The following is a 25977-nucleotide window of genomic DNA, read 5'->3' on the forward strand; positions in this document are numbered from 1 at the left end:
GCCGTCGGGACCGCCGAAACGGTGACGATCCCGGCCGTGTCGCCGCAACTCCCAGCACCGTATCTCGATTCCACGCGACCCACATCACACCGATGTGCCCGGTTTGTCACGTTCGGAATCATCCGGTGTTACGTCGCTCGAACAACTTTGCCAAGCACGTCACACCCCGGGCGTATCGTTGCGTTTTGACTGGTGCAGATGACGGTGCGGATGACGTACGCCTTCCCGAGGTACACGATGGGGAACGGTGTAGGCAGGTGCAGAAACTGGCCCTCTGACAGGTAAGGAACAGCGTGGCTTCCGGATCCGATCGCAATCCGATCATCATTGGCGGCCTTCCGAGTCAGGTTCCTGACTTCGATCCCGAAGAGACCCAGGAGTGGCTCGACTCCCTGGACGCCGCCGTCGACGAGCGCGGCCGGGAGCGGGCCCGCTATCTCATGCTGCGTCTGATCGAGCGCGCCCGCGAGAGGCGCGTGGCCGTGCCCGAGATGCGCAGCACGGACTACGTCAACACGATCCCCACCAAGAGCGAGCCGTTCTTCCCGGGCAACGAGGAGATCGAGCGCAAGATCCTGAACGCGACCCGCTGGAACGCGGCCGTCATGGTCTCGCGCGCCCAGCGCCCCGGCATCGGCGTCGGCGGCCACATCGCCACCTTCGCCTCCTCCGCCTCGCTCTACGACGTCGGCTTCAACCACTTCTTCCGCGGCAAGGACGAGGGCGACGGCGGCGACCAGGTCTTCTTCCAGGGGCACGCCTCCCCTGGCATCTACGCGCGCGCGTACATGCTGGACCGGCTCACCGAGGAGCAGCTGGACGGCTTCCGCCAGGAGAAGTCGAAGTACCCGAACGGCCTGTCCAGCTACCCGCACCCGCGCTCGATGCCGGACTTCTGGGAGTTCCCGACGGTCTCCATGGGGCTCGGCCCGCTCGGCGCGATCTACCAGGCGCGGATGAACCGCTACATGGAGGCGCGCGGCATCGCCGACACCTCCCGCTCCCACGTGTGGGCGTTCCTCGGCGACGGCGAGATGGACGAGCCGGAGTCGCTGGGCCAGCTCACCCTGGCCGCCCGCGAGGGCCTGGACAACCTGACCTTCGTGGTCAACTGCAACCTCCAGCGGCTGGACGGCCCGGTGCGCGGCAACGGAAAGATCATCCAGGAGCTGGAGTCGGTCTTCCGGGGCGCCGGCTGGAACGTGATCAAGCTGATCTGGGACCGCACCTGGGACCCGCTGCTGGCGCAGGACCGGGACGGCGTGCTGGTCAACAAGATGAACATCACGCCGGACGGCCAGTTCCAGACGTACGCCACCGAGTCCGGCGCGTACATCCGCGAGCACTTCTTCGGCGACGACCTGCGGCTGCGCGCGATGGTCGAGAACATGACCGACGAGCAGATCCTGCACCTCGGTCGCGGCGGCCACGACCACCGCAAGATCTACGCGGCGTTCAAGGCGGCCCAGGAGCACAAGGGGCAGCCGACGGTCATCCTGGCCAAGACGATCAAGGGCTGGACGCTGGGCCCGAACTTCGAGGGCCGCAACGCCACGCACCAGATGAAGAAGCTGACGGTCGACGACCTCAAGCGCTTCCGGGACCGTCTGCACCTGCCGATCTCCGACAAGGAGCTGGAGTCCGGCCTGCCGCCGTACTACCACCCGGGCCGGAACTCGGAGGAGATCCAGTACATGCACGACCGCCGCAAGGGCCTCGGCGGTTACGTCCCGACCCGCGTCGTCCGCTCCCAGCCGCTCGCCCTGCCGGACGACAAGGCGTACGCGACCGTGAAGAAGGGCACGGGTCAGCAGTCCATCGCGACGACCATGGCCTTTGTGCGCCTTCTCAAGGACCTCATGCGGGACAAGGAGATCGGCAAGCGGTTCGTGCTGATCGCGCCGGACGAGTACCGCACGTTCGGCATGGACTCCTTCTTCCCGAGCGCGAAGATCTACAACCCGCTCGGCCAGCAGTACGAGTCGGTCGACCGCGAGCTGCTCCTCGCGTACAAGGAGTCGCCGACCGGCCAGATGCTGCACGACGGCATCTCCGAGGCGGGCTGTACGGCATCACTGATCGCGGCGGGCTCGGCGTACGCCACACACGGCGAACCACTGATCCCGGTGTACGTCTTCTACTCGATGTTCGGTTTCCAGCGCACGGGTGACCAGTTCTGGCAGATGGCCGACCAGCTGGCGCGCGGATTCGTCCTGGGTGCGACCGCCGGTCGTACGACCCTGACCGGCGAGGGCCTCCAGCACGCGGACGGCCACTCCCAGCTGCTGGCCTCCACCAACCCGGCGTGCGTGGCGTACGACCCGGCGTACGCGTACGAGATCGCGCACATCGTGCAGGACGGTCTGCGCCGGATGTACGGCAGCTCGGCCGAGCACCCGCACGGCGAGGACGTCTTCTACTACCTCACCGTCTACAACGAGCCCATCCAGCACCCGGCCGAGCCGGCGAACGTCGACGTCGAGGGCATCGTCAAGGGCGTCCACAAGCTCAGTCCGGGCACGGACGGCTCCGTCCCGGCGCAGATCATGGCGTCGGGCGTGGCGGTCCCGTGGGCCCTGGAGGCGCAGCGGCTCCTCGCCGAGGAGTGGAACGTCAAGGCGGACGTGTGGTCCGCGACCTCCTGGAACGAGCTGCGCCGCGAGGCCGTGGAGTGCGAGGAGCACAACCTGCTGCATCCGGAGGAGGAGCAGCGGGTGCCGTACGTGACGCGGAAGCTCAACGGTGCCGAGGGGCCGTTCGTGGCCGTGTCCGACTGGATGCGATCGGTTCCGGACCAGATCGCGCGCTGGGTGCCCGGCACGTACCAGTCGCTCGGCGCCGACGGCTTCGGCTTCGCCGACACCCGGGGCGCCGCGCGCCGCTTCTTCCACATCGACGCCCAGTCGATCGTGGTGGCGGTCCTGACCGAGCTGGCCCGCGAGGGCAAGGTCGACCGGTCCGCGCTGAAGCAGGCCATCGACCGCTACCGGCTGCTGGACGTCTCGGCGGCGGACCCGGGGGCGGCGGGCGGCGACGCGTAGCCGGTGCCCTTGGCTTTGGCCGACAAGGGTCGTGGGGATCTGCGGGTCGGGAGGGGTTGATCGCGCAGTTCCCCGCGCCCCTGACGGGGCGCTGTCCTTACGGTTTCTTTACTATTGTCGGCATGGATCAACTGTCGGCGCAGGCTCGGTGGGAGCGGTGTACTCAGCGGCCCCTCCTGGCGCTCGCCGTGGCGTTCGCCGTGGCGTACGCGGTGCCGATCGTGGACACCTCCGCCGGTCACTCCCTGACGGCCGTGTGCACGGGTGTCGAGTGGGTGGTGTGGGCGGCGTTCGCCCTCGACTACCTGGTCCGGCTGGCCCTCGCCCCGCACCGGCGGGACTTCGTACGGCGGCACTGGCTCGACCTGTGCGCGGTGGTCCTGCCGGTCCTGCAACCGCTACGGCTGCTGCGGCTGGTGTCCACGCTGCTGCTGGTGGGCCGGCGGGCACGGATGGCTCCGCAGATCCGGCTGACCACGTATGTCGTCGGGGCCGTGGTCGGCCTGCTGATGTTCGGATCGCTGGCGGTGCTGTCCGTGGAGCGGGAGGCGCCGCACGGGAACATCCGGACGCTGGGTGACGCCGTGTGGTGGTCGTTCACGACGATGACGACCGTGGGATACGGGGATCACGCCCCGACGACCGGGCTCGGGCGGATGATCGCCGTCGGGCTGATGCTGTCGGGGATCGCGCTGCTGGGTGTCGTCACCGCGAACATCGCCGCGTGGTTCATCTCGCGGTTCGAGAAGGACGACGTGGAGGAGCGGCGGCAGACCGAGGCCATCACCGCTCTGGCCGAGGAGGTGCGGCTGCTGCGGGCGGAGGTGGCCCGGCTGGCGGAACACGAGCGCCCCGAAGAGGTGCTCGGAACGGCGCGGCCAGCCACCACGCACCCGCAGCCGCGAGACAACCGACACTCCTACGGCGAGGCGCTGTCGGCTACAGAAGCCCGTGGCCCCACGTCGCCGCGCCCGCCAGGGCGATGATGGCGAGCAACGTGTCGATCGCGCCCAGGATCAGGGCGACCAGTGCGGGGATGTTGCCGTCGTTGGACCATGTTCGGCCCATCGACCGCCAACCGCAGAACATCGCCACCGGGCCCAGGATGATGCCCAGTGCGAAAAAGCCGGCCACCGCGCAGATGGCCCCGATGATCCCGAACGTCGCACGGTCCGGCCCGGTCCGCTGCCATGCGCGGCCGCGTGACCGGGGGTACCCGTGCGTTCCTCGCCCGAAGCCTGCCATCATCAACTCCCTGAGGTGTATGGACAGTTCGGCTTCGGTGTGCGGGTACCCCGGTTCCGCGGCGGCAGACGTGCGCGCGCTGCCCCCCTCCAGCAGCGCGCGCCGCGGCCCGGCCGTCCTCCATGCCCTGCGGAGGACTTGACCCACTGTGACCTGCGGCGCGTGCCGGGGGCGAGCGATCTTTAGCGGAGTCACCCTGATAGGGGAACTCCGCCGGAGAGGAGGCGGCGAGCCCGGGCTCAGATGTGGCCCACGCCCGCGCCCGCCTCGGCGTTCGCGCCCCGCTTGGTGAACAGCGCGACGAGGACGGCGACCAGTGCCACGCCGGCCGCGACCAGGGAGGCGAGGCTCATGCCGGAGATGAAGGTGTCATGGGCCACGGCGGTGATCTTCGCGGCGACCGGCTCCGGCATGCCCTTCGTCACCGGGGCCACGCCGACCTGGACCGCCTCGGACGCCTTGTCCAGCTGATCCGGGGTCAGCTTCGGCAGTCCCGCGTCCGCCCAGTTGCCCGGCAGATCGCTGTCGACCTTGGAGGCCATCACCGCGCCCAGCACCGCCGTACCGAGGCTGCTGCCGATCTGCATGGCCGCCTGCTGGAGGCCGCCGGCCACGCCGGACAGCTCCAGGGGGGCGTTGCCGACGATGACCTCGGTGGCGCCGACCATGACCGGCGCGAGGCCCAGGCCCAGCAGCACGAACCAGAGGGACATCAGACCGCTGCCGGTGTCGGGTTCCAGCGTCGACATGCCGTACAGCGCGACCGCGGTCACGGCCATGCCGAAGGCCAGCGGGACACGCGGGCCGAGCTTGGTGATCGCGGTGCCGGCGAGCGGCGAGCCGACGATCATCATGCCGGTGAGCGGCAGCAGGTGCAGGCCGGCCTTGACGGGGCTCATCCCATGGACGTTCTGGAGATAGAACGTCACGAAGAACAGGCCGCCCAGGAAGGCGATGGCCATCAGGACCATCAGGACGACACCCGCCGACAGGGCCACCGAGCGGAACAGGCCCAGCGGGATCAGCGGTTCGGCGACCTTCGTCTCCCAGAAGGCGAAGAGGGCGAAGAGCGCCACGGACACGGCCATGAACACCCACGTCTTGGCGTCGCCCCAGCCCCAGGTCGGGGCCTTGATGAGCGCCCAGACCAGGCAGAACATCGCGCCGGACAGCAGGGCGATGCCGAGGAGGTCGAAGGAGCGCGGGGCGTTCTCGGCCCGGTGGTCGAGCAGGATCATGGTGCCGAGGAGCAGCGCGAGGGCACCGACCGGCACGTTGATGAAGAACACCGACTGCCAGTTGACGTGCTCGACGAGGACACCGCCGAGGATCGGGCCGCCCGCCGTGGAGGCGCCGATCACCATGCCCCACACGCCGATGGCCATGTTCAGCTTCTCGGCCGGGAAGGTGGCCCGCAGCACGCCGAGCGCGGCCGGCATCAGCAGCGCGCCGAACAGGCCCTGGAAGACACGGAAGGTGACGACGGCGGCGATGCTGCCGGACAGCCCGATGGCCCCGGACGCGGCGGCGAAGCCGGTCACACCGATGAGGAAGGTCTGCCGGTGGCCGAAGCGGTCACCGAGCTTGCCCGCGGTGATCAGCGTGACCGCGAGAGCGAGGAAGTAGGCGTTGGACACCCACTGCACGTCGGCGAAGGACGCGTTGAGGTCGTCGCGGATGGCCGGGTTGGCGATGGCCACGATGGTGCCGTCGAGGGCCACCATCATGACCCCTACGGCGACGGTGATGAGGGTGAGCCACGGATGGCCGCGCAGGCCTGGGGCCGACGGCGGCCCCGACGGGGCGGCCGGTGCCTTGTCCCCCGGCCCGGTCGCGTCGACGGTGGTCTGACTAGTCATACTTCTCAGGCTAGTGACAGTCACTGACAGTTGACAAACGAATTCACTCGTCGGTTACTGACACGACATCGGCACATAGGCTGGGCCGGCCGGACACGCACAGGAGAGAGGCCATGGAGACGCTGCGCGAGCGCAAGAAGCGGCGTACACGGGAATCGCTGCTGCGGGCCGCTCTCGAACTGTTCACCACCCAGGGGTACGAGCACACGACCGTCGACGAGATCGCCGAGGCCGTCGACGTCTCGCAGCGCACCTTCTTCCGCTACTTCGCGGGCAAGGAGGACGTGGCCTTCGCGGTGCAGAACATCACGGAGGCGGCCTTCGTGGCGGCCGTCCGCGCGCGTCCGCCGCACGAGGCGCCGATGAAGGCCCTGCGGCAGGCGTTCCTGGAGGGCTGGGACGCGATCCGCGAGACAGTCGAGTCGATCGTCCCGGTCGAGCTGTACCTGCGCATGTACCGGACGATCGAGTCCACGCCGGCGCTGCTCGCCGCCCATCTGCGCCGCTCGGCGGCGACCGAGGAGACCATCGCACGCGTGCTGGCCGAGCGGGAGGGCGTCGACGTGGACACCGATCCGCGCCCCCGGCTGGCGGTGGCCGTCTTCGCCGGGGTGATACGGGTCACCGAACGGCAGTGCTACTTGCGTGAGGACTTCGGCCCGGAAGCACTCCGGACGCTCAGCGCGGCGTACCTCGATCAGGTGGGTTCGGCGCTCACGGGTAACTGGCGCGGCGCCTGAGACCGTTGAGAGATCGCCGGCTCAGTGTTCGGTACCTGCCGAAACGTGATCCCTGTCACTCGGTTACCCCGAGACCCTCCCGTTCTCCTAGTGTGTCCTCCCAGTGACTTCCTTCGACACCTCCCCGCAATGGAACGTCTGGCGCGCACTGCTGGCGCTGGCCGTCGTGTTCGTGATGCTCGCGACCACCGGCTGGACCGCCCTGCGCAGTCACCGGGAGTCGACAGCTCTACAGGCTTCGCTCAGCAAGTGGGAGCACGGCCGCATCCACGGTCTGAGCCTGCCGGACGCCGAGGCCGCCCCGGGACGGCTGGCCCGCTTCTTCGCCTCGCTCACCCCACGCGACCGCGACCGCCTCGCCCACCGCTATCCGCTGGCGGTCGGCAACATGAACGGCGCCCCGGTCTCCCTGCGCTACCGGGCCAACCGCATCGCGCTGGAGCAGGCCCGCGAGGTCGAGCGCAAGCGCATGCACGACAGCCGGCTCAGCACGGCGGGCCAGCAGGACGCGGGCCGCCGGATGAGCCGCTACGACTCCCTGCTGAACCCCGGTCGGCACATCCTGGCCTTCGACCCCGAGGGCTCGGGCCGGGTCGCCGAGGTCTTCGGCAGCCTCACCAAGGCCCAGCGGATCTCGGTCGTCGTCCCCGGCGTCGACACCGACCTGCTGACCTTCCAGCGGACGAACCGCAAGTACAGCGCCCCGGTCGGCATGGCCAAGGCCCTGTACGCGGCCGAGCGCGCGGCGAGCCCCCGGACCCGTACGGCCGTGATCGCCTGGGCCGACTACACCTCCCCCGACGGGCTCGGGGTGGACGCGGCCACCGGACTGCGCGCCGAGGAGGGGGCCGTACGGCTGAACGCGCTGCTGCGCGCGCTGCCCGGCCGGGCCCCGGTGTCGATGTTCTGTCACAGCTACGGCTCGGTGGTCTGCGGGGTCGCCGCCCACGGCATGCCCCGCCGGGTCGCCGACATAGCGGTGGCCGCGAGCCCCGGTATGCGCGTCACCAAGGCATCCCACCTGGGCACGACGGCCCGGGTGTGGGCCATGCGGGACGCCAGTGACTGGGTGCAGGATGTTCCGTACCTGGAGCTGGGCGGCCTCGGCCACGGCGCCGACCCGGTCTCCTCGGCGTTCGGGGCCCGGGTGCTGTCGGCCCGGGACGCCCAGGGACACAGCGGCTACTTCCAGCCCGGCACGGACAGCCTGCGCAACCTCGCCGACATCGGCGTGGGCGCGTACGACGCGGTGACGTGCGCACGGGAGAACGATGCGTGCCGGTCCGGTCTGTCCGGCACGGTGACGGCCGGACGCGCGTAGAAACAGCAGGAAGTGCGGTCTGCGCGGGTGGCGACGGAGGAGCACGTGCCGCATACGATGAGCCGCATGGGTGACGTACTGGCGGGTTTTCATGCCGTCTGGGAGTTCGAGTCCGACTCCGTGCTCATCCGTTACGAACGGGGGATTCGAACACCGAAGCTGTTCCAGGCGCTCGGGGAGCGCCGGATCCCGCTGTCCGCGGTCGAGGGCGTGACCCTCGCCCCGGGCAAGCGCGGCACGGTCGTCCTGCGCCTGGCGCCGCGCCCCGGCGCCGATCCGCTGCTGGAGGCGGCCGACGGCCAGTTGAAGGAGGGCTCCGACCCCTACCGGCTGGTGCTGCCGGCGGAGCGGGAGACTCTCGCCGAGTACTACGCCGACGAGCTGAAGGGTCTGCTGACCGCGTCCGGGCCCGCCGACCGGCATCTGGTGGCGGCACCCGAGGCGCCGCTGCAATTCAAGGCGTACGACGGGAAGGCGTCCTTCGACGGGACGTCCGTGCAGTTCCGCTGGTCGTGGACCGGGGCGTCGTCGGCGAAGTGGAAGGCCGGCGACCAGAGCTTCCCGGTGGCCGGGCTGAGCGGGGTGGAGTGGCGGTCGCCCGAGATCTTCGAGGGGCATCTGCGGCTGGTGCCCCGCGACCCCGGCTCCGCCCGTTCCGTCCAGCCGGACCAGGACCCGGCGTCGGTGGTGTTCGGGCTGGGGTACGGGCCGGTGCACGAGTCACTGCCGTTCGCCGCGGCGGTGCTGGCGGCGGTGCGGTCCCGTGGGCCGGTACCTGCCGTACCGGCCCCGTCCCGGCGTGACCCCGCCGACATCGCCGAGCGGATCCGGCATCTCGGGGAACTGCATCAGGCGGGGCTGGTCACCGACGAGGAGTTCTCCTCCAAGAAGGCCGAGTTGCTGGCCGAGCTGTAGCTACCGCTCCCGCCCGTAGAAGCTGATCTTTCTGTCCAGGACGCCCAGGGTGTCGTGGAGTTCCGCGATCCTGGACAGGACGTCCCTGCGGGTCGACTCCAGCAGTTGACGCCGCTCCGCGAACGTGTGGTCGCCCTCCCTGACCAGTTCCGCGTAGCGGACCATGTCCGCCACCGGCATGCCGGTCAGGCGGAGCTTGGTCACGAAGTCCAGCCAGTCCAGGTCTCGGTTGCTGTAGCGGCGCTGGCCCGTGTGCGAGCGGTCCACGTGCGGCATCAGCCCGATCCGCTCGTACCAGCGCAGCGTGTGCGCGGTGAGACCCGTGAACGCGACGACCTCACTGATCGTGTAGCGGTCCTGGCCGTCGGGGCGGGGATGACACCGGGGTGGGGCGGAGCAGATGTCGGCGGGGGTGGCGTTCTCGGTGGCCGCTGGCGTGGTCTGCATCACCGTCATGACCCCCACGCTATGGCCTTCGAGTGCACTCCAAGCAAGCGGGTTCGCCGAGAAATCCGCACGACGGCACCCGGGGCGGCTGACTAGCGTGCGGCCCATGAGTCTTGTACGCCGGGCCCGGCCCGAGGACGCCGCCGAAGTGTTGCGACTGCGCCAGGTGATGATCGACTCCCTGTGGAGCGCGGGAGGTTCCGGACCGACCGAGTGGCACACGGAATCGCTGCCGACGCTGCGGGAGCGGCTCGCCGAGGAGGACGGGGACTTCGCCGCGTTCGTCGCGGAGCGTCCCGGCCGGCCGGGGGCGCTGGCCGCGCTGGTGGCGGGGACGGTGGAGTACCGCATCGGCAAGGCCGGGAACCCACGGGGGCGGGTCGGGCACGTCTTCAGTGTGGCGACCGACCCCGACGCCCGGCGGCGCGGGTACGCGCGCGCGTGCATGGAGGAGCTGCTGGGCTGGTTCCGGGCGCGGGGGGCCGGGCACGTGCTGCTCAACGCCTCGCCGGAGGCCGAGCCGCTGTACACCTCCCTCGGCTTCACGCGGGACCCCGACCCGTCGATGCGGCTGCCGCTGTGAGCCGCATAGGCTCGGACGCATGTCGTTGCAGAGCCTGGCGCTGATCGAGAACTGGCCCGTCCCCGCCGCCGCGGCGGGTGTCGTACGAGCCGACGGGACCGTCCTCGGGACGCACGGTCCCGTCGGCCACCGCTTCCCGCTGGCCTCCGTCACCAAGCCGCTGGCGGCCTACGCGGCGCTCGTCGCGTACGAGGAGGGCGCGATCGAGCTGGACGAGCCGGCCGGGCCGCCCGGGTCGACCGTCCGTCACCTTCTCGCCCACACCTCCGGGCTGGCCTTCGACGAGCACCGCGTGACGGCTCCGCCCGGGGAGCGGCGGCTGTACTCCAACGCCGGGTTCGAGCAGCTCGGGGACCATATCGCCAAGGCGACGGACATCCCGTTCGCGGAGTATCTGCGGCAGGCGGTGCTGGCGCCGCTGGGGATGACGTCGACGTCGCTGGCGGGGTCACCGGCGAAGGACGGGGTGTCGACGGTCGGGGATCTGCTGCGGTTCGCGGCGGAGGTGCAGGCACCGAGGCTGCTCGACGCGCGGACGGTGGCGGCGGCGATGACCGTGCAGTACCCGGGGACGAAGGGGGTCCTGCCGGGGTACGGCCACCAGAACCCGAACGACTGGGGGCTCGGCTTCGAGATCCGCGACGGGAAGTCCCCCCACTGGACGGGGAGTTCCTCCTCACCCCGCACCTTCGGGCATTTCGGACAGTCCGGTACGTTCCTGTGGATCGACCCCGATGCCGGGCTCGCCGGGGTCGCCCTGGCCGACCGGGCGTTCGGCCCCTGGGCGATCGAGGCGTGGCCGGCCTTCACGGACGCGGTGCTGGCGGAACTGCGCGGCTAAGCCGTCATCTCCCACAGCAACAGCTCCGCCGGCGTCACCGCCACCGCCTCCAGGCCCTCCGCCCCTGTGATCCTCACCGCATCGCCGGGGCCCAGTTCCGCCCCCGCCAGCCGGACCTCGCCCCGGACCACGTGCGCGTACACGTACGCCGCGTCCGGGACCGCCGTCCGCTCACCGGGGTCCAGGCGCCGTACGTGGAGCATCGCGCCCGCCGCCGGCACCGCGTACGGCGTGGAGTCGGCGATGCCCGGGACCAGCGTGTAGGAGGGGTCACCGCCGGGCTCGCGTGGCGTCAGCCACATCTGGACGAAGATCAGCGGGGCGTCCCCGTCGTTGCGCTCGACGTGCCGTACGCCCGCCGCCGCGCTGAGGTGCTGGACGTCCCCGGGCCGGACCCGCGTCTCGTGGCCCGTGGAGTCACGGTGGGTCAGCTCGCCCTCGACCACCCACGTGACGATCTCGGTGTGGCTGTGCGGGTGTTCGTCGAAGCCGGCGCCGGGCGCGAGCCGCTCCTCGTTGCAGGCGATCACCGCGCCGAAGCGGAGGTTGTCGGGGTCGTAGTGCGGGCCGAAGGAGAAGGCGTGCCGGGTGTCGATCCCGTCCCCCGGGTCCCCTCCGCGATAGCGCTCACCGGCGCGCCGTACGTCCATCACGGCACCACGGTAGCCGGGCCGGGCACAGGACCCGGCAAAGGGCGAGGGCCCACCGACGCCCACAGTCCCAACGCGTCGGCCCCTCAACACCGGCTGAGGCGCCCCCGGAGGCGACCGAGCCGTCAAGCACAACCCCGGCGGCGCATGGGCCCGGCCCGATAAGGCAGTCTTGTCCCCGTGCCCGAACCCGAATCCCACAACGGCGATCCCGCAGCCCACGACGTCCACGCGCACGCCGCGACCCTGAAGCGACTGGAGAAGTCCTCCGGGAGCCTGGCCGCGCAGGCCATCGCGCGGATGGACGAGACCCTGCCGTGGTACCGGGCCATGCCCCCGGAGAACCGTTCCTGGATCGGTCTCGTCGCCCAGGCGGGCATCGCGGCCTTCACCGAGTGGTTCCGGCGCCCGGACGCACCCCAGGCGATCTCCACGGACGTCTTCGGGACCGCGCCGCGTGAGCTGACCCGGGCCATCACGCTGCGGCAGACCGTGGAGATGGTGCGGACCACCATCGAGGTCATGGAGTCCGCCATCGACGAGGTGGCGGCCCCGGGCGACGAGAGCGTGCTGCGCGAGGCGCTGCTCGTGTACGCCCGGGAGATCGCCTTCGCCACCGCCCAGGTGTACGCCCAGGCCGCCGAGGCACGGGGTGCCTGGGACGCGCGGCTGGAGTCGCTGGTCGTGAACGCGGTGCTGAGCGGGGAGGCGGACGAGGGGGCCGTCAGCCGGGCCGCCGCGCTGGGCTGGAACTCGCCCGAGCATGTGTGCGTCGTGCTCGGGACCGCGCCGGACGGGGACAGCGAGCTGACGGTCGAGGCCATCCGGCGGGCCGCCCGGCACGCCAAGCTCCAGGTGCTCACCGGGGTGCTCGGCGACCGGCTGGTCGTCGTCGCCGGTGGCAGCGCCAATCCGCTCGCCGTGGCCAAGTCGCTGATCGGCCCGTTCGCCGCCGGACCGGTCGTCGCGGGACCCGTCGTACCCGATCTGCTGGCCGCCACCCGGTCCGCGCAGGCCGCTGCCGCGGGGCTGAAGGCCTGTTCCGCCTGGCAGGACGCGCCGCGTCCGGTGCTGGCGGACGATCTCCTGCCGGAGCGGGCCATCGCGGGTGATCCCAGCGCCCGTGAGCAGTTGGTGGAGGAGATCTACAGACCGCTCGAGGAGGCGGGCTCGGCGCTCCTGGAAACCCTGAGTGTCTACCTGGAGCAGGCGAGCAGCCTGGAAGGCGCGGCGAGGATGCTCTTCGTTCACCCGAACACCGTCCGCTACCGGCTCCGACGTGTGACTGACGTCACCGGATGGTCGCCTTCGGATGTACGATCCGCGTTCACACTACGGATCGCGCTCATCCTGGGGCGTCTGGCCGACGCCGAAACCCAGGCATAGGGTTTTGTCGGAGGCCCACAAAAGCCCTTCGTGTTCTTCGTCCTTGTCCTCACGGGCGGCCGTGCCCGTCCCCAAGAGAGAGTGTGAGAGTGCTCGTACTCGTCGCTCCCGGCCAGGGCGCTCAGACGCCCGGCTTCCTGACCCCCTGGCTCGAACTGCCCGGTGCCGCCGACCGCGTCGCCGCCTGGTCGGACGCCATCGGACTGGACCTCGTGCACTACGGCACCCAGGCCGACGCCGACGCCATCCGGGACACCGCGGTGGCCCAGCCGCTGCTCGTGGCCGCCGGCCTCCTGTCCTCCGCGGCACTCGGTGACATCAACCCCGGTGCGGTCGCCGGGCACAGTGTCGGTGAGATCACCGCCGCCGCCTTCGCCGGTGTCCTGGACGACACGGCCGCCCTCGGTCTCGTGCGCAAGCGGGGTCTGGCGATGGCCGACGCCGCCGCGGTCACCGAGACCGGCATGGCGGCGCTGCTCGGCGGCGCCCCCGAGGTGACCCTCCCGCACCTGGAGAAGCTGGGCCTGACTCCGGCGAACATCAACGGCGCGGGTCAGATCGTCGCCGCCGGCACGCTGGAGCAGCTGGCCGTGCTGGCCGAGGACAAGCCCGAGGGCGTGCGCAAGGTCATCCCGCTGAAGGTGGCCGGTGCCTTCCACACCCGGCACATGGCGCCCGCGGTCGAGACCCTGGCCAAGGCCGCGGCGCAGCTGTCGCCGGCCGACCCCAAGGTTCCTTACGTCTCCAACAAGGACGGCAAGGCCGTCGCGTCCGGTACGGAGGTGCTGGAGCGGCTGGTCGGCCAGGTCGCCAACCCCGTGCGCTGGGACCTGTGCATGGAGACCTTCCAGGAGCTGGGCGTCACCGCGCTCGTCGAGGTGTGCCCGGGCGGCACCCTGACCGGCCTGGCCAAGCGGGCCCTGCCCGGTGTCGCGACGCTGGCCCTGAAGACCCCCGACGACCTCGACGCGGCCCGCGCTCTGCTCGCAGAGCACGCCGGTGCCTAAGGAGCCGTACATGGCGAAGATCAAGCCCAGCAAGGGTGCCCCGTATGCGCGCATCCTCGGCGTCGGCGGCTACCGGCCGACCCGGGTCGTGCCGAACGAGGTGATCCTCGAGAAGATCGACTCGTCCGACGAGTGGATCCGCTCGCGCTCCGGCATCGAGACCCGGCACTGGGCGGGTCCGGAGGAGACCGTGGCCGCGATGGCGATCGAGGCCTCCGGCAAGGCGATCGCGGACGCCGGCATCGACGCCGAGCAGATCGGCGCGGTGGTCGTCTCGACCGTCTCGCACTTCAGCCAGACCCCGGCCGTCGCCACCGAGATCGCCGACAGGCTGGGCACCGACAAGGCCGCCGCCTTCGACATCTCGGCCGGCTGCGCGGGCTTCGGCTACGGCCTCACCCTCGCCAAGGGCATGGTGGTGGAAGGTTCCGCCGCGTACGTGCTCGTGATCGGCGTGGAGCGGCTGAGCGACCTGACCGACCTGGAGGACCGGGCGACCGCGTTCCTGTTCGGTGACGGCGCCGGCGCGGTCGTGGTCGGCCCCTCGAACGAGCCGGCGATCGGCCCGACCGTGTGGGGCTCCGAGGGCGACAAGTCCGAGACCATCAAGCAGACCGTCTCCTGGGACCGGTTCGCCGTCGGCGACGTCTCCCAGCTGCCCCTGGACAGCCAGGGCAACATCAAGTTCCCTGCGATCACGCAGGAGGGCCAGGCGGTGTTCCGCTGGGCCGTGTTCGAGATGGCGAAGGTCGCCCAGCAGGCGCTGGACGCGGCCGGAATCACCGCGGACGACCTGGACGTCTTCATCCCGCACCAGGCCAATGTGCGGATCATCGACTCGATGGTGAAGACACTGAAGCTGCCGGAGCATGTCACGGTCGCCCGTGACATCCGCACCACCGGCAACACCTCGGCCGCCTCGATCCCGCTCGCGATGGAGCGGCTCCTGGCGACCGGGGAGGCGAAGAGCGGCGACACCGCGCTCGTCATCGGATTCGGGGCGGGTCTCGTCTACGCCGCCACGGTCGTTACCCTCCCCTAGGCACTCCGTGCCGGATCATGCGATCCGGCAGGGGGACAACTGCCACAAACCGTCTGGATTATCGAAGAAGGAGCGCCTGACATGGCCGCCACTCAGGAAGAGATCGTCGCCGGTCTCGCCGAGATCGTGAACGAGATCGCCGGGATCCCCACCGAGGACGTCCAGCTGGACAAGTCCTTCACCGACGACCTGGACGTCGACTCGCTGTCCATGGTCGAGGTCGTCGTCGCCGCCGAGGAGCGCTTCGACGTGAAGATCCCGGACGAGGACGTCAAGAACCTCAAGACGGTCGGCGACGCGACCGACTACATCCTCAAGCACCAGGCCTGAGCCACCCCGTAGGCCACAGGCTGCAAGCCCCGCCACCCGGCGGTGGCGCCGTAATCCCCGCTGACGCGGGGGTAGTCCTCCCGTATCCGTTGGAGAAAGAATTCCCGTGAGCCCGACCAATCGCACCGTGGTCGTCACCGGTATCGGCGCAACCACACCGCTGGGTGGCGACGCAGCCTCGACCTGGGAGGCCCTTGTCGCCGGCACGTCCGGTGTCAGCCTGCTGGAGCAGGAGTGGGCGGCGCAGCTGCCGGTCCGGATCGCCGCGCAGATCGCCGTCGAGCCGGGCGAGATCATCCCCCGCCCGCAGGCCCGCAAGCTGGACCGGTCCGCGCAGTTCGCGCTGATCGCCGCTCAGGAGGCCTGGAAGGACGCCGGTTTCACCGCCAGGGCCGGTGAGGACTCGTCCGTGAACCCCGACCGTCTCGGCGCGGTCATCGCCTCCGGCATCGGCGGCGTGACGACCCTGCTGGACCAGTACGACGTGCTCAAGGAGAAGGGCGTACGCCGTGTCTCCCCGCACACCGTGCCGATGCTGATGCCCAACTCCCCGGCGGCCAACGTCGGGATCGAGCTGGGTGCCCGCGCCGGTGTGCACACCCCGGTCTCGGCCTGCGCCTCGGGCGCGGAGGCCATCGGGTACGCGATCGAGATGATCCGCACCGGGCGTGCGGACGTGGTCGTGGCCGGTGGTACCGAGGCCGCCATCCACCCGCTTCCCATCGCCGCGTTCGGCAACATGATGGCGATGTCCAAGAACAACGACGACCCGCAGGGCGCCTCGCGTCCGTACGACTCCGGTCGTGACGGCTTCGTGCTCGGCGAGGGCGCCGGTGTGATCGTCCTGGAGTCCGAGGAGCACGCGAAGGCCCGCGGCGCCCGGATCTACGCCGAGGCGGTCGGGCAGGGCATCTCCGCCGACGCGCACCACATCACGCAGCCGGAGCCGTCCGGCAACGGGATCGCGCACGCGCTCCAGAACCTGCTGGACAACACGGACCTGAAGCCGGCCGAGATCGTCCACGTGAACGCGCACGCCACCTCGACGCCACAGGGTGACGTGGCCGAGATCAAGGCGCTGCGGAAGGTGTTCGGCGACGACGTCGACCACATGGCGATCTCCGCGACCAAGTCGATGACCGGTCACCTGCTGGGCGGTGCCGGCGGTGTGGAGACCGTCGCGTCGATCCTGGCGCTGGTGAACCGTACGGCTCCGCCGACCATCAACGTGGACAACCTCGACCCCGAGGTCAACGCGGACGTGGTCGTCGGTGAGGCGCGGGCTCTGCCCGAGGGCCGTATCGCCGCGCTGAACGACTCGTTCGGCTTCGGCGGACACAACGTGGTCCTGGCGTTCCGGACGATCTGAGAAACATCGGCGAAGGGCCCTCACCGGCAGGTGAGGGCCCTTCGGCGTGTCCGGTACGTGCGCGACGTCACACCACCTGGTGCAGCCAGCGGACCGGGGCGCCCTCGCCCGCGTAGCGGAACGGCTCCAGTTCGTCGTCCCAGGGCTTGCCCAGGAGCTTGGCGATCTCCGCCTCCAGGTCGGTCTCTCCCTGCTTGGACCGGCTCAGCGCGGCGCGGAGGCGGTCCTCGGGGATCAGGATGTCGCCGTGGATGCCGGTGACGGCGTGGAAGATGCCGAGGTCGGGGGTGCAGCTGTAGCGCTCGCCCTCGGCGGTCGCGCACGGCTCGGCGGTGACCTCGAAGCGCAGCAGGTGCCAGCCGCGCAGCGCCGAGGCGAGTTTGGAGGCGGTGCCGGCCTCGCCCTGCCAGGAGAACTCCGAGCGCCAGGTGCCGGGGGCCGCGGGCTGCCGGATCCAGTCGAGGTTGACGCGCGTGCCGAGCACCCCGGCGACGGCCCACTCGACGTGCGGGCACAGCGCGCGCGGCGCGGAGTGCACGTACAGAACTCCACGTGTCGTCACCGGAACCTCCGGGCAGAGCGGGACATCTTGCGGACTGGCTGGGCGGCAGTGGCACGACGGCCGCGTTGATGGCGAGGCTACCCTGCGGCGGGGCAAGGAGTGTGACGTACCGTCGGTCCCGGTGCCAGGAAACCGCCGCCATTCACCCAGGGGGACGCTTGTACGGGGGTGTGCCGTTCCCGGGGTGCCGGGCCGGGAACCCTCGCACGTTGTCAGGGGAGGGAGTGCCGTCCGTCGAACGAGGGGAACAGCAGGGATGCGGAAGCGAAGCCACCGTGTACGGGCCGTTCTCGCCGTCGTGACGGCCGTGCTGCTGGGCGCCGCCGGATGTGACGACGGGGACGGGAGCGCGCCGGCGCCGGCGGGCACCGAGGCGCGCGCGGTCCGGCCCCCGGTGTGGGACCGCAGCCCCGACTCGATCGCCGCGGTGGGCGACTCCATCACGCGCGGCTTCGACGCGTGCACGGTCCTGTCGGACTGCCCGGAGGTGTCGTGGGCGACGGGCAGCGACGCCAGGGTGGACAGCCTGGCGGTGCGGCTGCTGGGCGTGACGGGGGCGGCGGAGCGCAGCTGGAACTACGCGGTGACGGGCGCCCGGATGGCGGACCTGCCAGAGCAGATGGAGCAGGCGGTCTCCCGCGGGCCGCAGTTGGTGACGGTGATGGTGGGGGCGAACGACGCCTGCCGGGCCTCGGCGTCGGCGATGACCCCGGTGGCCGACTTCCGCGCGGACTTCGAGGAGGCGCTGCGCACGCTGCGCTCGGCGCTGCCGAAGACGCAGGTGTACGTGGCGAGCGTGCCGAATCTGAAGCGGCTGTGGTCGCAGGGCCGGACCAACCAGCTGGGCAAGCAGGTGTGGAAGCTGGGCATCTGCCCGTCGATGTTGGGCGACGCGGACGATCTGACCAGCGCGGCGATGCTGCGCCGGGACTCCGTGCAGCAGCGGGTGGTGGAGTACAACCAGGTGCTGAAGGAGGTCTGCGCCAAGGACCGCCGCTGCCGCTTCGACGGCGACGCGGTGTACGACTACCGCTTCGGCACGGACCAGCTCAGCCACTGGGACTGGTTCCATCCCAGCAAGGACGGTCAGGCGCGGCTGGCGGAGATCGCGTACCGGCGGATCACGGCGCGAAATCCGTGACCTAGGGTTTCCCACATGAACGAACTTTTCGGCACACTCCCCGACGGCACGGCGGTGCACCGGTGGACGCTGGAGCGCGGCGGGGTGCGGGTGCGGGTGCTGTCGTACGGCGGGATCGTGCAGTCCGTGGAGGTCCCGGACGGCGCCGGGCGGACGGGGGACGTGGCGCTGGGCTTCCCGGATCTCGACGGCTATCTGGAGCATCCGGAGCCGTATCTGGGTGCCGTGATCGGCCGGTACGCGAACCGGATCGCGGGCGGCCGGTTCCCGCTGGACGGCCGGACGTACGCGCTGGCCCGCAACAACGGCCCGAACTCGCTGCACGGCGGTGAACGCGGGTTCGACAAGCGGGTGTGGGAGGTGGCGCCGGTCCCGCACGGCGTCCGCCTGAGCCGGGTCAGCCCGCACGGCGAGGAGGGCTTCCCGGGGCGGCTGGAGGTGGCGGTGACGTACACGCTCGACGCGTCGGGCGCGCTGCGGATCGCCTACGAGGCGGTCACGGACGCGCCGACGGTCCTCAACCTGACCAGTCACACGTACTGGAACCTGAGCGGTTCCGGTGACGCGGCCGGGCATGAGCTGCGGCTGGCCGCGTCCCGGTACACGCCGGTGGACGGGGACCTGATCCCGACCGGCGCGCTGGAGGACGTGTCCGGCTCCCGCTTCGACTTCCGTACGGCCCGGAAGACGGGCTCCGGCTACGACCACAACTTCGCCCTGGACAAGGGCGTGACCGAGGCGGCGCAGGAGGTGGCCGAGCTGCACGACCCGGCGTCCGGGCGGACCCTGACGGTGGCCACGACCGAGCCGGGCATCCAGCTGTACACCGCCGACCATCTGTCCGGGCCGCTCGGCCCCGGAGCCGGGATCGCCCTGGAGACGCAGCACTTCCCGGACTCCCCCAACCGGCCGGAGTTCCCGAGCACGGTGCTGCGGCCCGGCGAGGTCTTCCGTTCCGAGACCGTGTACGGCTTCGGCGTCCGGGGCCGGTAACCGATCCCGCAGGCCGTGAAGCCCCGGTCCAGGGGTCAGGTTCCCGGACCGGGGCTGCCGGCGGAGACGCGTCCCCGGCGGGGGGACTTGTCCTGGATCAGACGTTAATCGTCGTGATGACGCGGCGGTCCGCGATCGAGCGTCCGGCGGAGATCTCGTACGAACCCTTCACACTTGCCCACGCCTTCGCCGTCACCGACAGCCGCATTCGGTCACCGCGCCCGCGGTACGGCCGCCGGTAGCGCCCCCACGTCCTGGCGCCGCATTCGTCGAGCTTGGTGATGTCCGTGAGGTGTGCGCGGATACGGGATCGTACGCACCATGGCGTAGGTCACTTCTGTCACGCGATACTGCGGCCGTCCACCGCACGACGCGCCCCACAGCGACGGAAGGACCCGAACTCCCTTGACCCGTATACGCCTCGGCCTCCTCGGCCTGGCCCTGTTGACCGGCCTGTCCGCACCCACGAGCACGGCCTCCGCCACCACCGCCTCCTCCCCCACCGTCGAGGAACAGCGGCTCGACAAGGCCGTACCGCAGGAGATCCTCCGGCGCTCCGGATTCGCCGACGCGGCACCGGAGTTCGAGCGCGCTCTGCACCACGCGCACTCCTACGCGCAGGCCCGCCGCATCGTCGTACGGCAGGGGTCCGCGCTGTGGCGGCGGGCCGTGGAGCGGGCGCAGGGGCGGGGGCCGGCCGGTGGCGATCTGAGCCGGGACGACGACCGGCCGCTGTACTGGGCCCGGCTGGGCATGACCCGGGAAGTGCGCGTGTGGAAGCCGGAGTTCGGGCTCACCGACGAGCAACGGGACGCGCTTCTTGATCAGTTGGAGCGGACCTCGCGCGGGCAGACCGACATCCGCTGTCCGGGGAAGGGGCACCTGCGGCGAGTGCTGCTCACCGGGTTCGACCCCTTCACGCTCGACCGGGACATCCGCATCTCCAACCCGTCCGGGGCGGCGGCGCTCGCGCTGGACGGCACGGTCGTCGAGACGGCGCGGGGACCGGCCCGCGTCGAGACCGCCGTGTTCCCGGTGCGCTGGCAGGACTTCGCCGACGGCACGGTGGAGCGGACACTGCGGCCGTATCTGCCGAAGGTTGACCTGTTCACGACCGTGAGCCAGGGCCGCGTCGGCCGGTTCGACATCGAGCGGACCAACGGCGCCTGGCGGGGCGGCTTCCCGGACAACGACAACGCGAGCCGGACCGAGACCATCCCGGTCACCGATCCGGCGTCGCAGCCGCAGTGGACGGGCACCACCCTGCCGTACACCGCCATCGTGGCCGCGCAGACGGGCCGCTTCCCCGTGTACGACCACACCGAGGTGACCGAGATACCGGCCGGAGGCACCGCGCCCGTCGTACGGCCGGACGGGCCGACCCCCGGCTCCACCGCCCGTGCCGGGGCCGGCGGCGACTACCTCTCCAACGAGATCGCCTACCGGGCCACCCTGCTGCGGGACCGGCTCGGGCTGCGCGACACGCTGCCGGGCGGGCATGTGCACACCCCGGTGCTCCAGTTCGGGGCCGGGAACACCTCGGAGGTGACCGACCCCGAGTTCGTGCGCAACCGGCTGGACATCATCGCGCAGGTCCGGGCGATCGTCGCCGTGTCCGTCAGTGCGACGGAGCGAAGGCCAGGCTGACGCCGAGACCGGCCAGGACGGACCCGACGACCTTGTTGAGGACCTTCTGGGCCCGGAGCATCAGCGTGCGCATGCGCTCCTGCGAGAAGAAGAGCGCGACCACGCCGAACCACAGCAGGTGGGCCAGCGACATGAACAGGCCGTAGCCCACCTGCTGGTGGACGGGCGTACCGGGGCTGACGACCTGGGCGAACGTGGAGACGACGAACAGGGTCGTCTTGGGGTTGAGGACGTTGGTGAGAAAGCCGGTGCGCAGCGCGGCGAGCGGGGTCAGCTCCGTGCTGTGCTCCAGGTCCACCTTCACCTCGCCGCGCGCGCGGAAGGTGCGTACGCCGAGGTGGACGAGGTAGGCCGCGCCGACCAGCTTGACGACCGTGAACAGGAAGGTGGAGGAGGCGATCAGCAGGCCCACGCCGAGCATGGTGTAGGTGACGTGGACCAGTACGCCGGCGGCGACCCCGGTGGCGGCGAGCAGTCCGGTGCGGCGGCCGTACAGGTAGCTGTTGCGGACGACCATCGCGAAGTCGGCGCCGGGGGCGATGACGGCCAGGACGGTGATGACGGCTACGGCGAGCATCTCGGTCACGGGGTGACGTCCTCCACTTCGGGCTCGTCGGCGCCGTTCTCGCCGGTCTCCTCGCCCAGGAGGTCGCGGGCGAGGAGCGTGGCGCCCGCGACCGCGCCCGGCATCAGGAACACCGCGACGAACGGGACCAGGAAGGCCAGGCCCAGGGGCGTGCCGAAGCCCCAGACCAGGGTCTTGCGGGAGCGGAGCAGGGTGAGCCGGGCGCGCAGGTCGACGCCCCGGCGCTGCATCGCCACGGCGGCGAGTTCCTCGGTGAGGAAGAAGCCGGTGACGAAGAAGCCGACCACGGGGACGACCGTCTGCCCGACGAACGGCAGGAAGCCGAGGGCGAAGAGCAGGACGCCCCACAGGGCGGCCCGCACCAGGACGCGCAGACTGTCCCGGGCCGAGATCCACAGCTCGCGCCAGAGCGGGAGGTCCGAGACGGGAGCGGTGCCGTCGGGCGAGACGTCGGCGTCGACCCTCTCCGACAGGTTCTCGTAGAAGGGCTGGCCGACCAGCAGGGTGACGGCGGTGAACGTCAGCACGGCCAGCAGCAGGCCGAGGGCGAAGAGGACGGCCGTCAGGAAGCCGCGGAACAGGCCCTGCCAGGGGCTGGACCAGTCGTCCGCGAACGGGGTCGCCCAGCTGACCGCGTCCGCACCCCACAGGGCGAGGGCGACCAGCGCGGCGGCGTACAGCACCAGCGTGATCAGGCCGGGCAGCAGCCCGAAGCCGTAACTCCGCCCGTGCCGGGCCACCCATCGCTGGCCCTTCAGCAGATACCCGAAACCCACCCCAAGATCGCGCATGGCGAGGACTTTACTGGCTCGGTGGGACAGCGCGGATGGCCGGTGACCGGGCGGCCGGCCGGTGACCGGGCGGGCTCTCAGGCGTCCAGCATGCGGCGGAGCAGGTCGCGCAGGGAGCGGCGCTGGTCGTCGGTGAGGGCGGCGAGCGGCTCGCGGGCGAAGTGCAGGCTCTCGCGCAGGTCCCGGGCCACCCGGCGGCCCTCCTCGGTGGCGGCGGCGACCTTGACCCGGCGGTCGGCCGGGTCGGGGCGGCGCTCCACCAGGCCGCGGGACTCCAGCCGGTCCACGATCCCGGTGACGTTCGACGGCTCGCACTTGAGCTTCTGGGCCAGCTTGCGCATGGGCAGCGGTTCCAGCGAGAGCAGGCTGAGCAGCCTGGCCTGCGGGCCGGTCAGCGTGTGCTCGCCCGCCGCCTCCTCGTAGTCCGCGTAGAAGCGGGCCACGACGTCACCGATCAGCTCGACCACTTCCAGGGTCAGGGCGTCGGGGCGGTGGGTCTTCGATGGGGTGGGCATGCTCACCAGGATACCCGGTTACTTGACATCCTGAAATATTCAGGAGCATGGTTGTTTCAGGTACTGAAGTAACTGATGTAACACGAAAGGCTCCGTCATGATCAACCGCGAGTGGCACCTGCTCAGCCGTCCCGTCGGCTGGCCGAAGCCCGAGGACTTCGCCCTCGTCGAGGCGCCGGTCCCGACCCCGGGCGAGGGTCAGGTGCTGGTGCGGAACAAGTACCTCTCCGTCGACCCGTACATGCGCGGCAGGATGAGCGCCGCCAAGTCCTACGTCGCCCCCTTCGAGCTGGGCAAGGTCATGCAGGGCGGCGCGGTCGGCGAGGTGATCGAGTCCCGCGCCGAGGGCATCTCCGTCGGCGACCACGTCCTGCACTTCTTCGGCTGGCGCGCGTACGCGGCCGTGGACGCGAAGAGCGCCGTGAAGGTCGACCCGCAGGCCGCGCCCCTGTCGACCTACCTGGGCGTCCTCGGCATGACCGGCCTGACCGCCTACGCCGGCCTGCTGCGCACCGCCTCCTTCAAGGAGGGCGACATCGTGTTCGTGTCGGGCGCCGCCGGGGCCGTGGGCAGCCAGGTGGGCCAGATCGCGAAGCTCAAGGGCGCCTCGCGGGTCATCGGCTCGGCCGGCTCCGACGAGAAGGTCAAGCTGCTCGTGGACGAGTACGGCTTCGACGCCGCGTTCAACTACAAGAACGGCCCGGTCGCCGAGCAGCTGCGCCAGGCGGCGCCCGACGGCATCGACGTCTACTTCGACAACGTCGGCGGGGACCACCTGGAGGCCGCGATCGGTTCGCTGAACCAGGGCGGCCGGATCGCCGTCTGCGGCATGATCTCGGTCTACAACAACACCGAGCCCGCGCCCGGCCCGAAGAACCTCGCCCGTCTGATCCAGACGCGCGGCCGGATCGAGGGCTTCCTGGTCGGCGACCACTACGACCTTCAACCGCAGTTCGTCCAGGAGGTCGGCCCGTGGGTCGCCTCGGGCGCGCTGAAGTACCGGGAGACCGTGGCCGAGGGCATCGAGAACACCCTGGAGGCGTTCCTCGGGGTGCTGCGCGGCGACAACATCGGCAAGATGGTCGTCAAGCTCTAGCCTTCACTCGCTTTCCGGCATGCGGTAGTTTCTTTCCGAAATCCGTCGCGATCGTGGGCGCGAGTCGCGGCGGACCGAGGAGGAGGACAACCGCATGCCCATCACGCAGTCCGACGTCCTGTACACCGCTGTCGCCACCGCCGAGAACGGCCGCGACGGGCGTGTCGCCACGGATGACGGCCGACTCGACGTCGTCGTCAACCCGCCGAAGGAGATGGGCGGCAGCGGGTCCGGGACCAATCCGGAGCAGCTCTTCGCCGCCGGTTACAGCGCGTGCTTCCAGGGGGCGCTGGGGGTCGTCGCCCGTCAGGAGGGTGCCGACGTGTCCGGGTCCACCGTCACGGCCAAGGTCGGCATCGGCAAGAACGACGAGGGGTTCGGGATCATCGTGGAGATCTCGGCGAGCATCCCGAACGTCGACGAGGCCACCGCGCGGGAACTGCTGGAGAAGGCCCACCAGGTGTGCCCCTACTCGAAGGCGACTCGCGGGAACATCAGCGTGACGCTGGTCTGACCTTCGTCGTTCCTCACATCGGCAGCCGCATCCTTGGACGTGGGGTGCGGCTGCTTTAGGTGTGGGTCGTGTGTGGTTCTCGCGCCCACACAGCCCCACGCCCCTTCAGGGCGTTGCCAGAGCCGCCTGCTGGACGGCCGCCGCGAGTCTGTTGTTCTCCGGGGCCGCTCCGCCCGGGAAAGCGAACCTGCGCCTCGTGTAGCCGTAGGCGATGCCGCTGTGCGGGTCCGCGAAAGCCTGGACGCCGTTCGCGCCGCTGTGGCCGATCGTGCCCGCGCCCAGGAAGGGGTGCCAGATGTCGGCCGTCGCCTGGAAGCCGAGGCCGAAGGACTTGTGGACGCGGGCCACCAGGTCGTACCCGGTGGAGTGGATCTGGGCGAACTCCGCCAGCGTGTCGCCCTTCAGCAGCGGGGTCCTGCCGTCCACCTCGCTGATCATCGCCGCGTACATGCCCGCGAGACCGCGCGCCGAGCCGATCCCGCCCACCGAGGCGGGCCCCTGCGCGCGGATCAGCCGCTCGTTCGGCAGGCTCTCCAGGTCGGTGGGCTCCGCGCCGTGCCGGTTGAAGGCGATCGACCCGAGGGTGTGCGGGCCGGTCGGCACGGCGTCGAGCAGCGCCTGCTGCGCGGGCGTCGGCAGCATCGGCCGGACCGTGCGGAAGCGCGGCTCGTGCGCCTCCGGCAGGCCCAGGTGGAGGTCGAGGCCATGGGGGGCGCGGACCCGCTCCTCGTACACCTCCTGGAGCGTACGGCCCGTCGCCCGGCGGACGACCTCGCCGGTCAGCGCGCCGATCACCAGCGCGTGGTAGCCGAACGCCGTGCCCGGCCGCCAGAACGGCCGCTGGTCGGCGAGGCGTTCGGCGATCATCCGGTCGTCGGCCAGCTCGGCGATGCTGAACCCGGTGTCGGTGCCGACCAGCCCCGCGCGGTGCGCCAGCAGGTCCCGCAGGGTCAGCGCGCCCTTGCCCTCGGCGGCGAACTCCGGCCAGTAGTACGTGACTTTCCGGTCCAGCTCCAGCGTGCCGTCCTGCACGAGCAGCGCCGCCACCAGATGGGCCGCGCCCTTGGTGGCCGAGTACACGCCGTACAGCGAGTCACCCGTCACCCCAGCGCCCGCCCACAGATCCACGACCCGCCGTCCATGGACGTACGCGCACAACTGGCCCTCGTAGTCGTCTCGTTCCTCGGCGACGAAGGCGGCGAACTCCTCGCGCACCGACTCGAAGCCCTCGGCGACCGTGCCCTGGACGGTGATCTCCTGCGTCATCCGCTCTCCTCGACCGATCCGCTGCTCGCTGCTCCCCCTCGGCACAACGCCCTCCCTGACATCGGGCGTTCCCGAGACCGGTACGGCGAG

The 25977-nt window shown here is 70.8% G+C and carries 26 protein-coding genes; 17 read left to right on the forward strand and 9 right to left on the reverse strand.

The features are described 5' to 3' along the window. The first annotated feature begins 293 nt into the window (after positions 1–293). Complete coding sequence (gene aceE / locus ACZ4WH_RS29660; RefSeq protein ID WP_468186322.1) at positions 294–3041, forward strand: pyruvate dehydrogenase (acetyl-transferring), homodimeric type; 2748 nt, start codon at positions 294–296, stop codon at positions 3039–3041. 122 nt (positions 3042–3163) lie between these two features. Continuing rightward, positions 3164–4027 (forward strand): potassium channel family protein, encoded by an 864-nt coding sequence (locus ACZ4WH_RS29665; protein ID WP_468186325.1) that lies wholly within the window; start codon positions 3164–3166, stop codon positions 4025–4027. Here the strand turns inward: ACZ4WH_RS29665 and ACZ4WH_RS29670 are convergent. Together ACZ4WH_RS29670 and ACZ4WH_RS29675 are read right to left on the reverse strand one after the other, a co-directional pair. Next, positions 3981–4286 carry a small hydrophobic protein gene (locus ACZ4WH_RS29670; protein ID WP_468186328.1) on the reverse strand — a complete coding sequence of 102 codons (306 nt, stop codon included), beginning with the start codon at positions 4284–4286 and terminating at the stop codon, positions 3981–3983. The two genes, ACZ4WH_RS29665 and ACZ4WH_RS29670, sit on opposite strands and share 47 nt — an antisense overlap. 239 nt (positions 4287–4525) lie before the next feature. Next, complete coding sequence (locus ACZ4WH_RS29675; RefSeq protein WP_468186331.1) at positions 4526–6145, reverse strand: MFS transporter; 1620 nt, start codon at positions 6143–6145, stop codon at positions 4526–4528. Positions 6146–6258: 113 nt separating this feature from the next. On the opposite strand from ACZ4WH_RS29675, the gene ACZ4WH_RS29680 reads away from it, so the two are divergent. The 3 genes from ACZ4WH_RS29680 (at position 6259) to ACZ4WH_RS29690 (ending at position 9121) form a co-directional block, all read left to right on the forward strand. Then, a complete protein-coding gene (locus ACZ4WH_RS29680) occupies positions 6259–6885 on the forward strand; it encodes a TetR family transcriptional regulator (protein ID WP_468186334.1) in 627 nt (208 codons plus the stop codon). A gap of 103 nt (positions 6886–6988) precedes the next feature. Further along, a complete protein-coding gene (locus ACZ4WH_RS29685) occupies positions 6989–8206 on the forward strand; it encodes an alpha/beta hydrolase (protein WP_468186337.1) in 1218 nt (405 codons plus the stop codon). 66 nt (positions 8207–8272) lie between these two features. After that, entirely contained in the window at positions 8273–9121 is an 849-nt protein-coding gene (locus ACZ4WH_RS29690) for a DUF4429 domain-containing protein (RefSeq protein WP_468186340.1), read from the forward strand. Here the strand turns inward: ACZ4WH_RS29690 and ACZ4WH_RS29695 are convergent, their stop codons facing one another. After that, positions 9122–9577, reverse strand: a complete 456-nt coding sequence (locus ACZ4WH_RS29695) for a MerR family transcriptional regulator (RefSeq protein WP_468186342.1) — start codon at positions 9575–9577, stop codon at positions 9122–9124. A gap of 97 nt (positions 9578–9674) precedes the next feature. On the opposite strand from ACZ4WH_RS29695, the gene ACZ4WH_RS29700 reads away from it, so the two are divergent. Next, positions 9675–10151, forward strand: coding sequence for a GNAT family N-acetyltransferase (locus ACZ4WH_RS29700; RefSeq protein ID WP_468186345.1), 477 nt, complete (start codon positions 9675–9677; stop codon positions 10149–10151). Positions 10152–10170: 19 nt separating this feature from the next. Beyond that, positions 10171–10992 (forward strand): serine hydrolase domain-containing protein, encoded by an 822-nt coding sequence (locus tag ACZ4WH_RS29705; RefSeq protein WP_468186347.1) that lies wholly within the window; start codon positions 10171–10173, stop codon positions 10990–10992. Here the strand turns inward: ACZ4WH_RS29705 and ACZ4WH_RS29710 are convergent. After that, positions 10989–11642, reverse strand: a complete 654-nt coding sequence (locus ACZ4WH_RS29710) for a pirin family protein (RefSeq protein ID WP_468186426.1) — start codon at positions 11640–11642, stop codon at positions 10989–10991. The two genes, ACZ4WH_RS29705 and ACZ4WH_RS29710, sit on opposite strands and share 4 nt — an antisense overlap. 180 nt (positions 11643–11822) lie before the next feature. On the opposite strand from ACZ4WH_RS29710, the gene fasR reads away from it, so the two are divergent. The 5 genes from fasR (at position 11823) to fabF (ending at position 16776) form a co-directional block, all read left to right on the forward strand. After that, positions 11823–13028 carry a fatty acid biosynthesis transcriptional regulator FasR gene (gene fasR, locus ACZ4WH_RS29715; protein ID WP_468186350.1) on the forward strand — a complete coding sequence of 402 codons (1206 nt, stop codon included), beginning with the start codon at positions 11823–11825 and terminating at the stop codon, positions 13026–13028. Between the two features lie 89 nt (positions 13029–13117). Further along, entirely contained in the window at positions 13118–14035 is a 918-nt protein-coding gene (locus tag ACZ4WH_RS29720; RefSeq protein WP_468186353.1) for an ACP S-malonyltransferase, read from the forward strand. A gap of 10 nt (positions 14036–14045) precedes the next feature. After that, positions 14046–15077: a beta-ketoacyl-ACP synthase 3 gene (locus ACZ4WH_RS29725; RefSeq protein ID WP_468186356.1), complete on the forward strand. Its 1032-nt coding sequence runs from the start codon at positions 14046–14048 to the stop codon at positions 15075–15077. 81 nt (positions 15078–15158) lie between these two features. After that, positions 15159–15407 carry an acyl carrier protein gene (locus tag ACZ4WH_RS29730; protein ID WP_018545314.1) on the forward strand — a complete coding sequence of 83 codons (249 nt, stop codon included), beginning with the start codon at positions 15159–15161 and terminating at the stop codon, positions 15405–15407. Between the two features lie 106 nt (positions 15408–15513). Next, complete coding sequence (fabF, locus tag ACZ4WH_RS29735; protein WP_468186359.1) at positions 15514–16776, forward strand: beta-ketoacyl-ACP synthase II; 1263 nt, start codon at positions 15514–15516, stop codon at positions 16774–16776. Positions 16777–16843: 67 nt separating this feature from the next. Here fabF and ACZ4WH_RS29740 read toward each other — a convergent pair whose 3' ends face one another. Beyond that, the gene (locus ACZ4WH_RS29740; RefSeq protein WP_468186362.1) at positions 16844–17338 is read right to left on the reverse strand and encodes a DUF3145 domain-containing protein; all 495 of its coding nucleotides are present in this window, start codon (positions 17336–17338) and stop codon (positions 16844–16846) included. A 256-nt stretch (positions 17339–17594) separates the two neighbouring features. Here ACZ4WH_RS29740 and ACZ4WH_RS29745 point away from each other — a divergent pair, with 256 nt between their 5' ends. The 3 genes from ACZ4WH_RS29745 to ACZ4WH_RS29755 all read left to right on the forward strand — a co-directional run bounded on the left by ACZ4WH_RS29745 (position 17595) and on the right by ACZ4WH_RS29755 (position 21119). Further along, positions 17595–18479 (forward strand): SGNH/GDSL hydrolase family protein, encoded by an 885-nt coding sequence (locus ACZ4WH_RS29745; RefSeq protein ID WP_468186365.1) that lies wholly within the window; start codon positions 17595–17597, stop codon positions 18477–18479. A 15-nt stretch (positions 18480–18494) separates the two neighbouring features. Then, the gene (locus ACZ4WH_RS29750; protein WP_468186368.1) at positions 18495–19472 is read left to right on the forward strand and encodes an aldose epimerase family protein; all 978 of its coding nucleotides are present in this window, start codon (positions 18495–18497) and stop codon (positions 19470–19472) included. A gap of 405 nt (positions 19473–19877) precedes the next feature. Further along, positions 19878–21119, forward strand: coding sequence for a pyroglutamyl-peptidase I (locus tag ACZ4WH_RS29755; protein ID WP_468186371.1), 1242 nt, complete (start codon positions 19878–19880; stop codon positions 21117–21119). On the opposite strand, the gene ACZ4WH_RS29760 is transcribed toward ACZ4WH_RS29755, so the two are convergent. The 3 genes from ACZ4WH_RS29760 to ACZ4WH_RS29770 form a co-directional block, all read right to left on the reverse strand. After that, positions 21091–21705, reverse strand: a complete 615-nt coding sequence (locus ACZ4WH_RS29760; protein WP_468186374.1) for a LysE family translocator — start codon at positions 21703–21705, stop codon at positions 21091–21093. The two genes, ACZ4WH_RS29755 and ACZ4WH_RS29760, sit on opposite strands and share 29 nt — an antisense overlap. Beyond that, positions 21702–22496 carry an EI24 domain-containing protein gene (locus tag ACZ4WH_RS29765; protein ID WP_468186377.1) on the reverse strand — a complete coding sequence of 265 codons (795 nt, stop codon included), beginning with the start codon at positions 22494–22496 and terminating at the stop codon, positions 21702–21704. Before ACZ4WH_RS29765 ends, ACZ4WH_RS29760 begins: the two co-directional genes overlap by 4 nt. 77 nt (positions 22497–22573) lie before the next feature. Continuing rightward, positions 22574–23011: a MarR family winged helix-turn-helix transcriptional regulator gene (locus ACZ4WH_RS29770; protein WP_468186380.1), complete on the reverse strand. Its 438-nt coding sequence runs from the start codon at positions 23009–23011 to the stop codon at positions 22574–22576. 97 nt (positions 23012–23108) lie between these two features. Between ACZ4WH_RS29770 and ACZ4WH_RS29775 the strand changes: the two genes are divergently transcribed. Next, positions 23109–24107, forward strand: a complete 999-nt coding sequence (locus tag ACZ4WH_RS29775; RefSeq protein ID WP_468186383.1) for an NADP-dependent oxidoreductase — start codon at positions 23109–23111, stop codon at positions 24105–24107. 94 nt (positions 24108–24201) lie between these two features. After that, positions 24202–24621 carry an organic hydroperoxide resistance protein gene (locus ACZ4WH_RS29780; protein ID WP_365699381.1) on the forward strand — a complete coding sequence of 140 codons (420 nt, stop codon included), beginning with the start codon at positions 24202–24204 and terminating at the stop codon, positions 24619–24621. 105 nt (positions 24622–24726) lie between these two features. Here the strand turns inward: ACZ4WH_RS29780 and ACZ4WH_RS29785 are convergent, their stop codons facing one another. Continuing rightward, on the reverse strand, positions 24727–25887 hold the full coding sequence (locus ACZ4WH_RS29785; RefSeq protein ID WP_468186386.1) for a serine hydrolase domain-containing protein: 1161 nt from the start codon (positions 25885–25887) through the stop codon (positions 24727–24729). Positions 25888–25977: the final 90 nt, after the last annotated feature.

Source organism: Streptomyces sp. NPDC029138, from assembly GCF_055564375.1.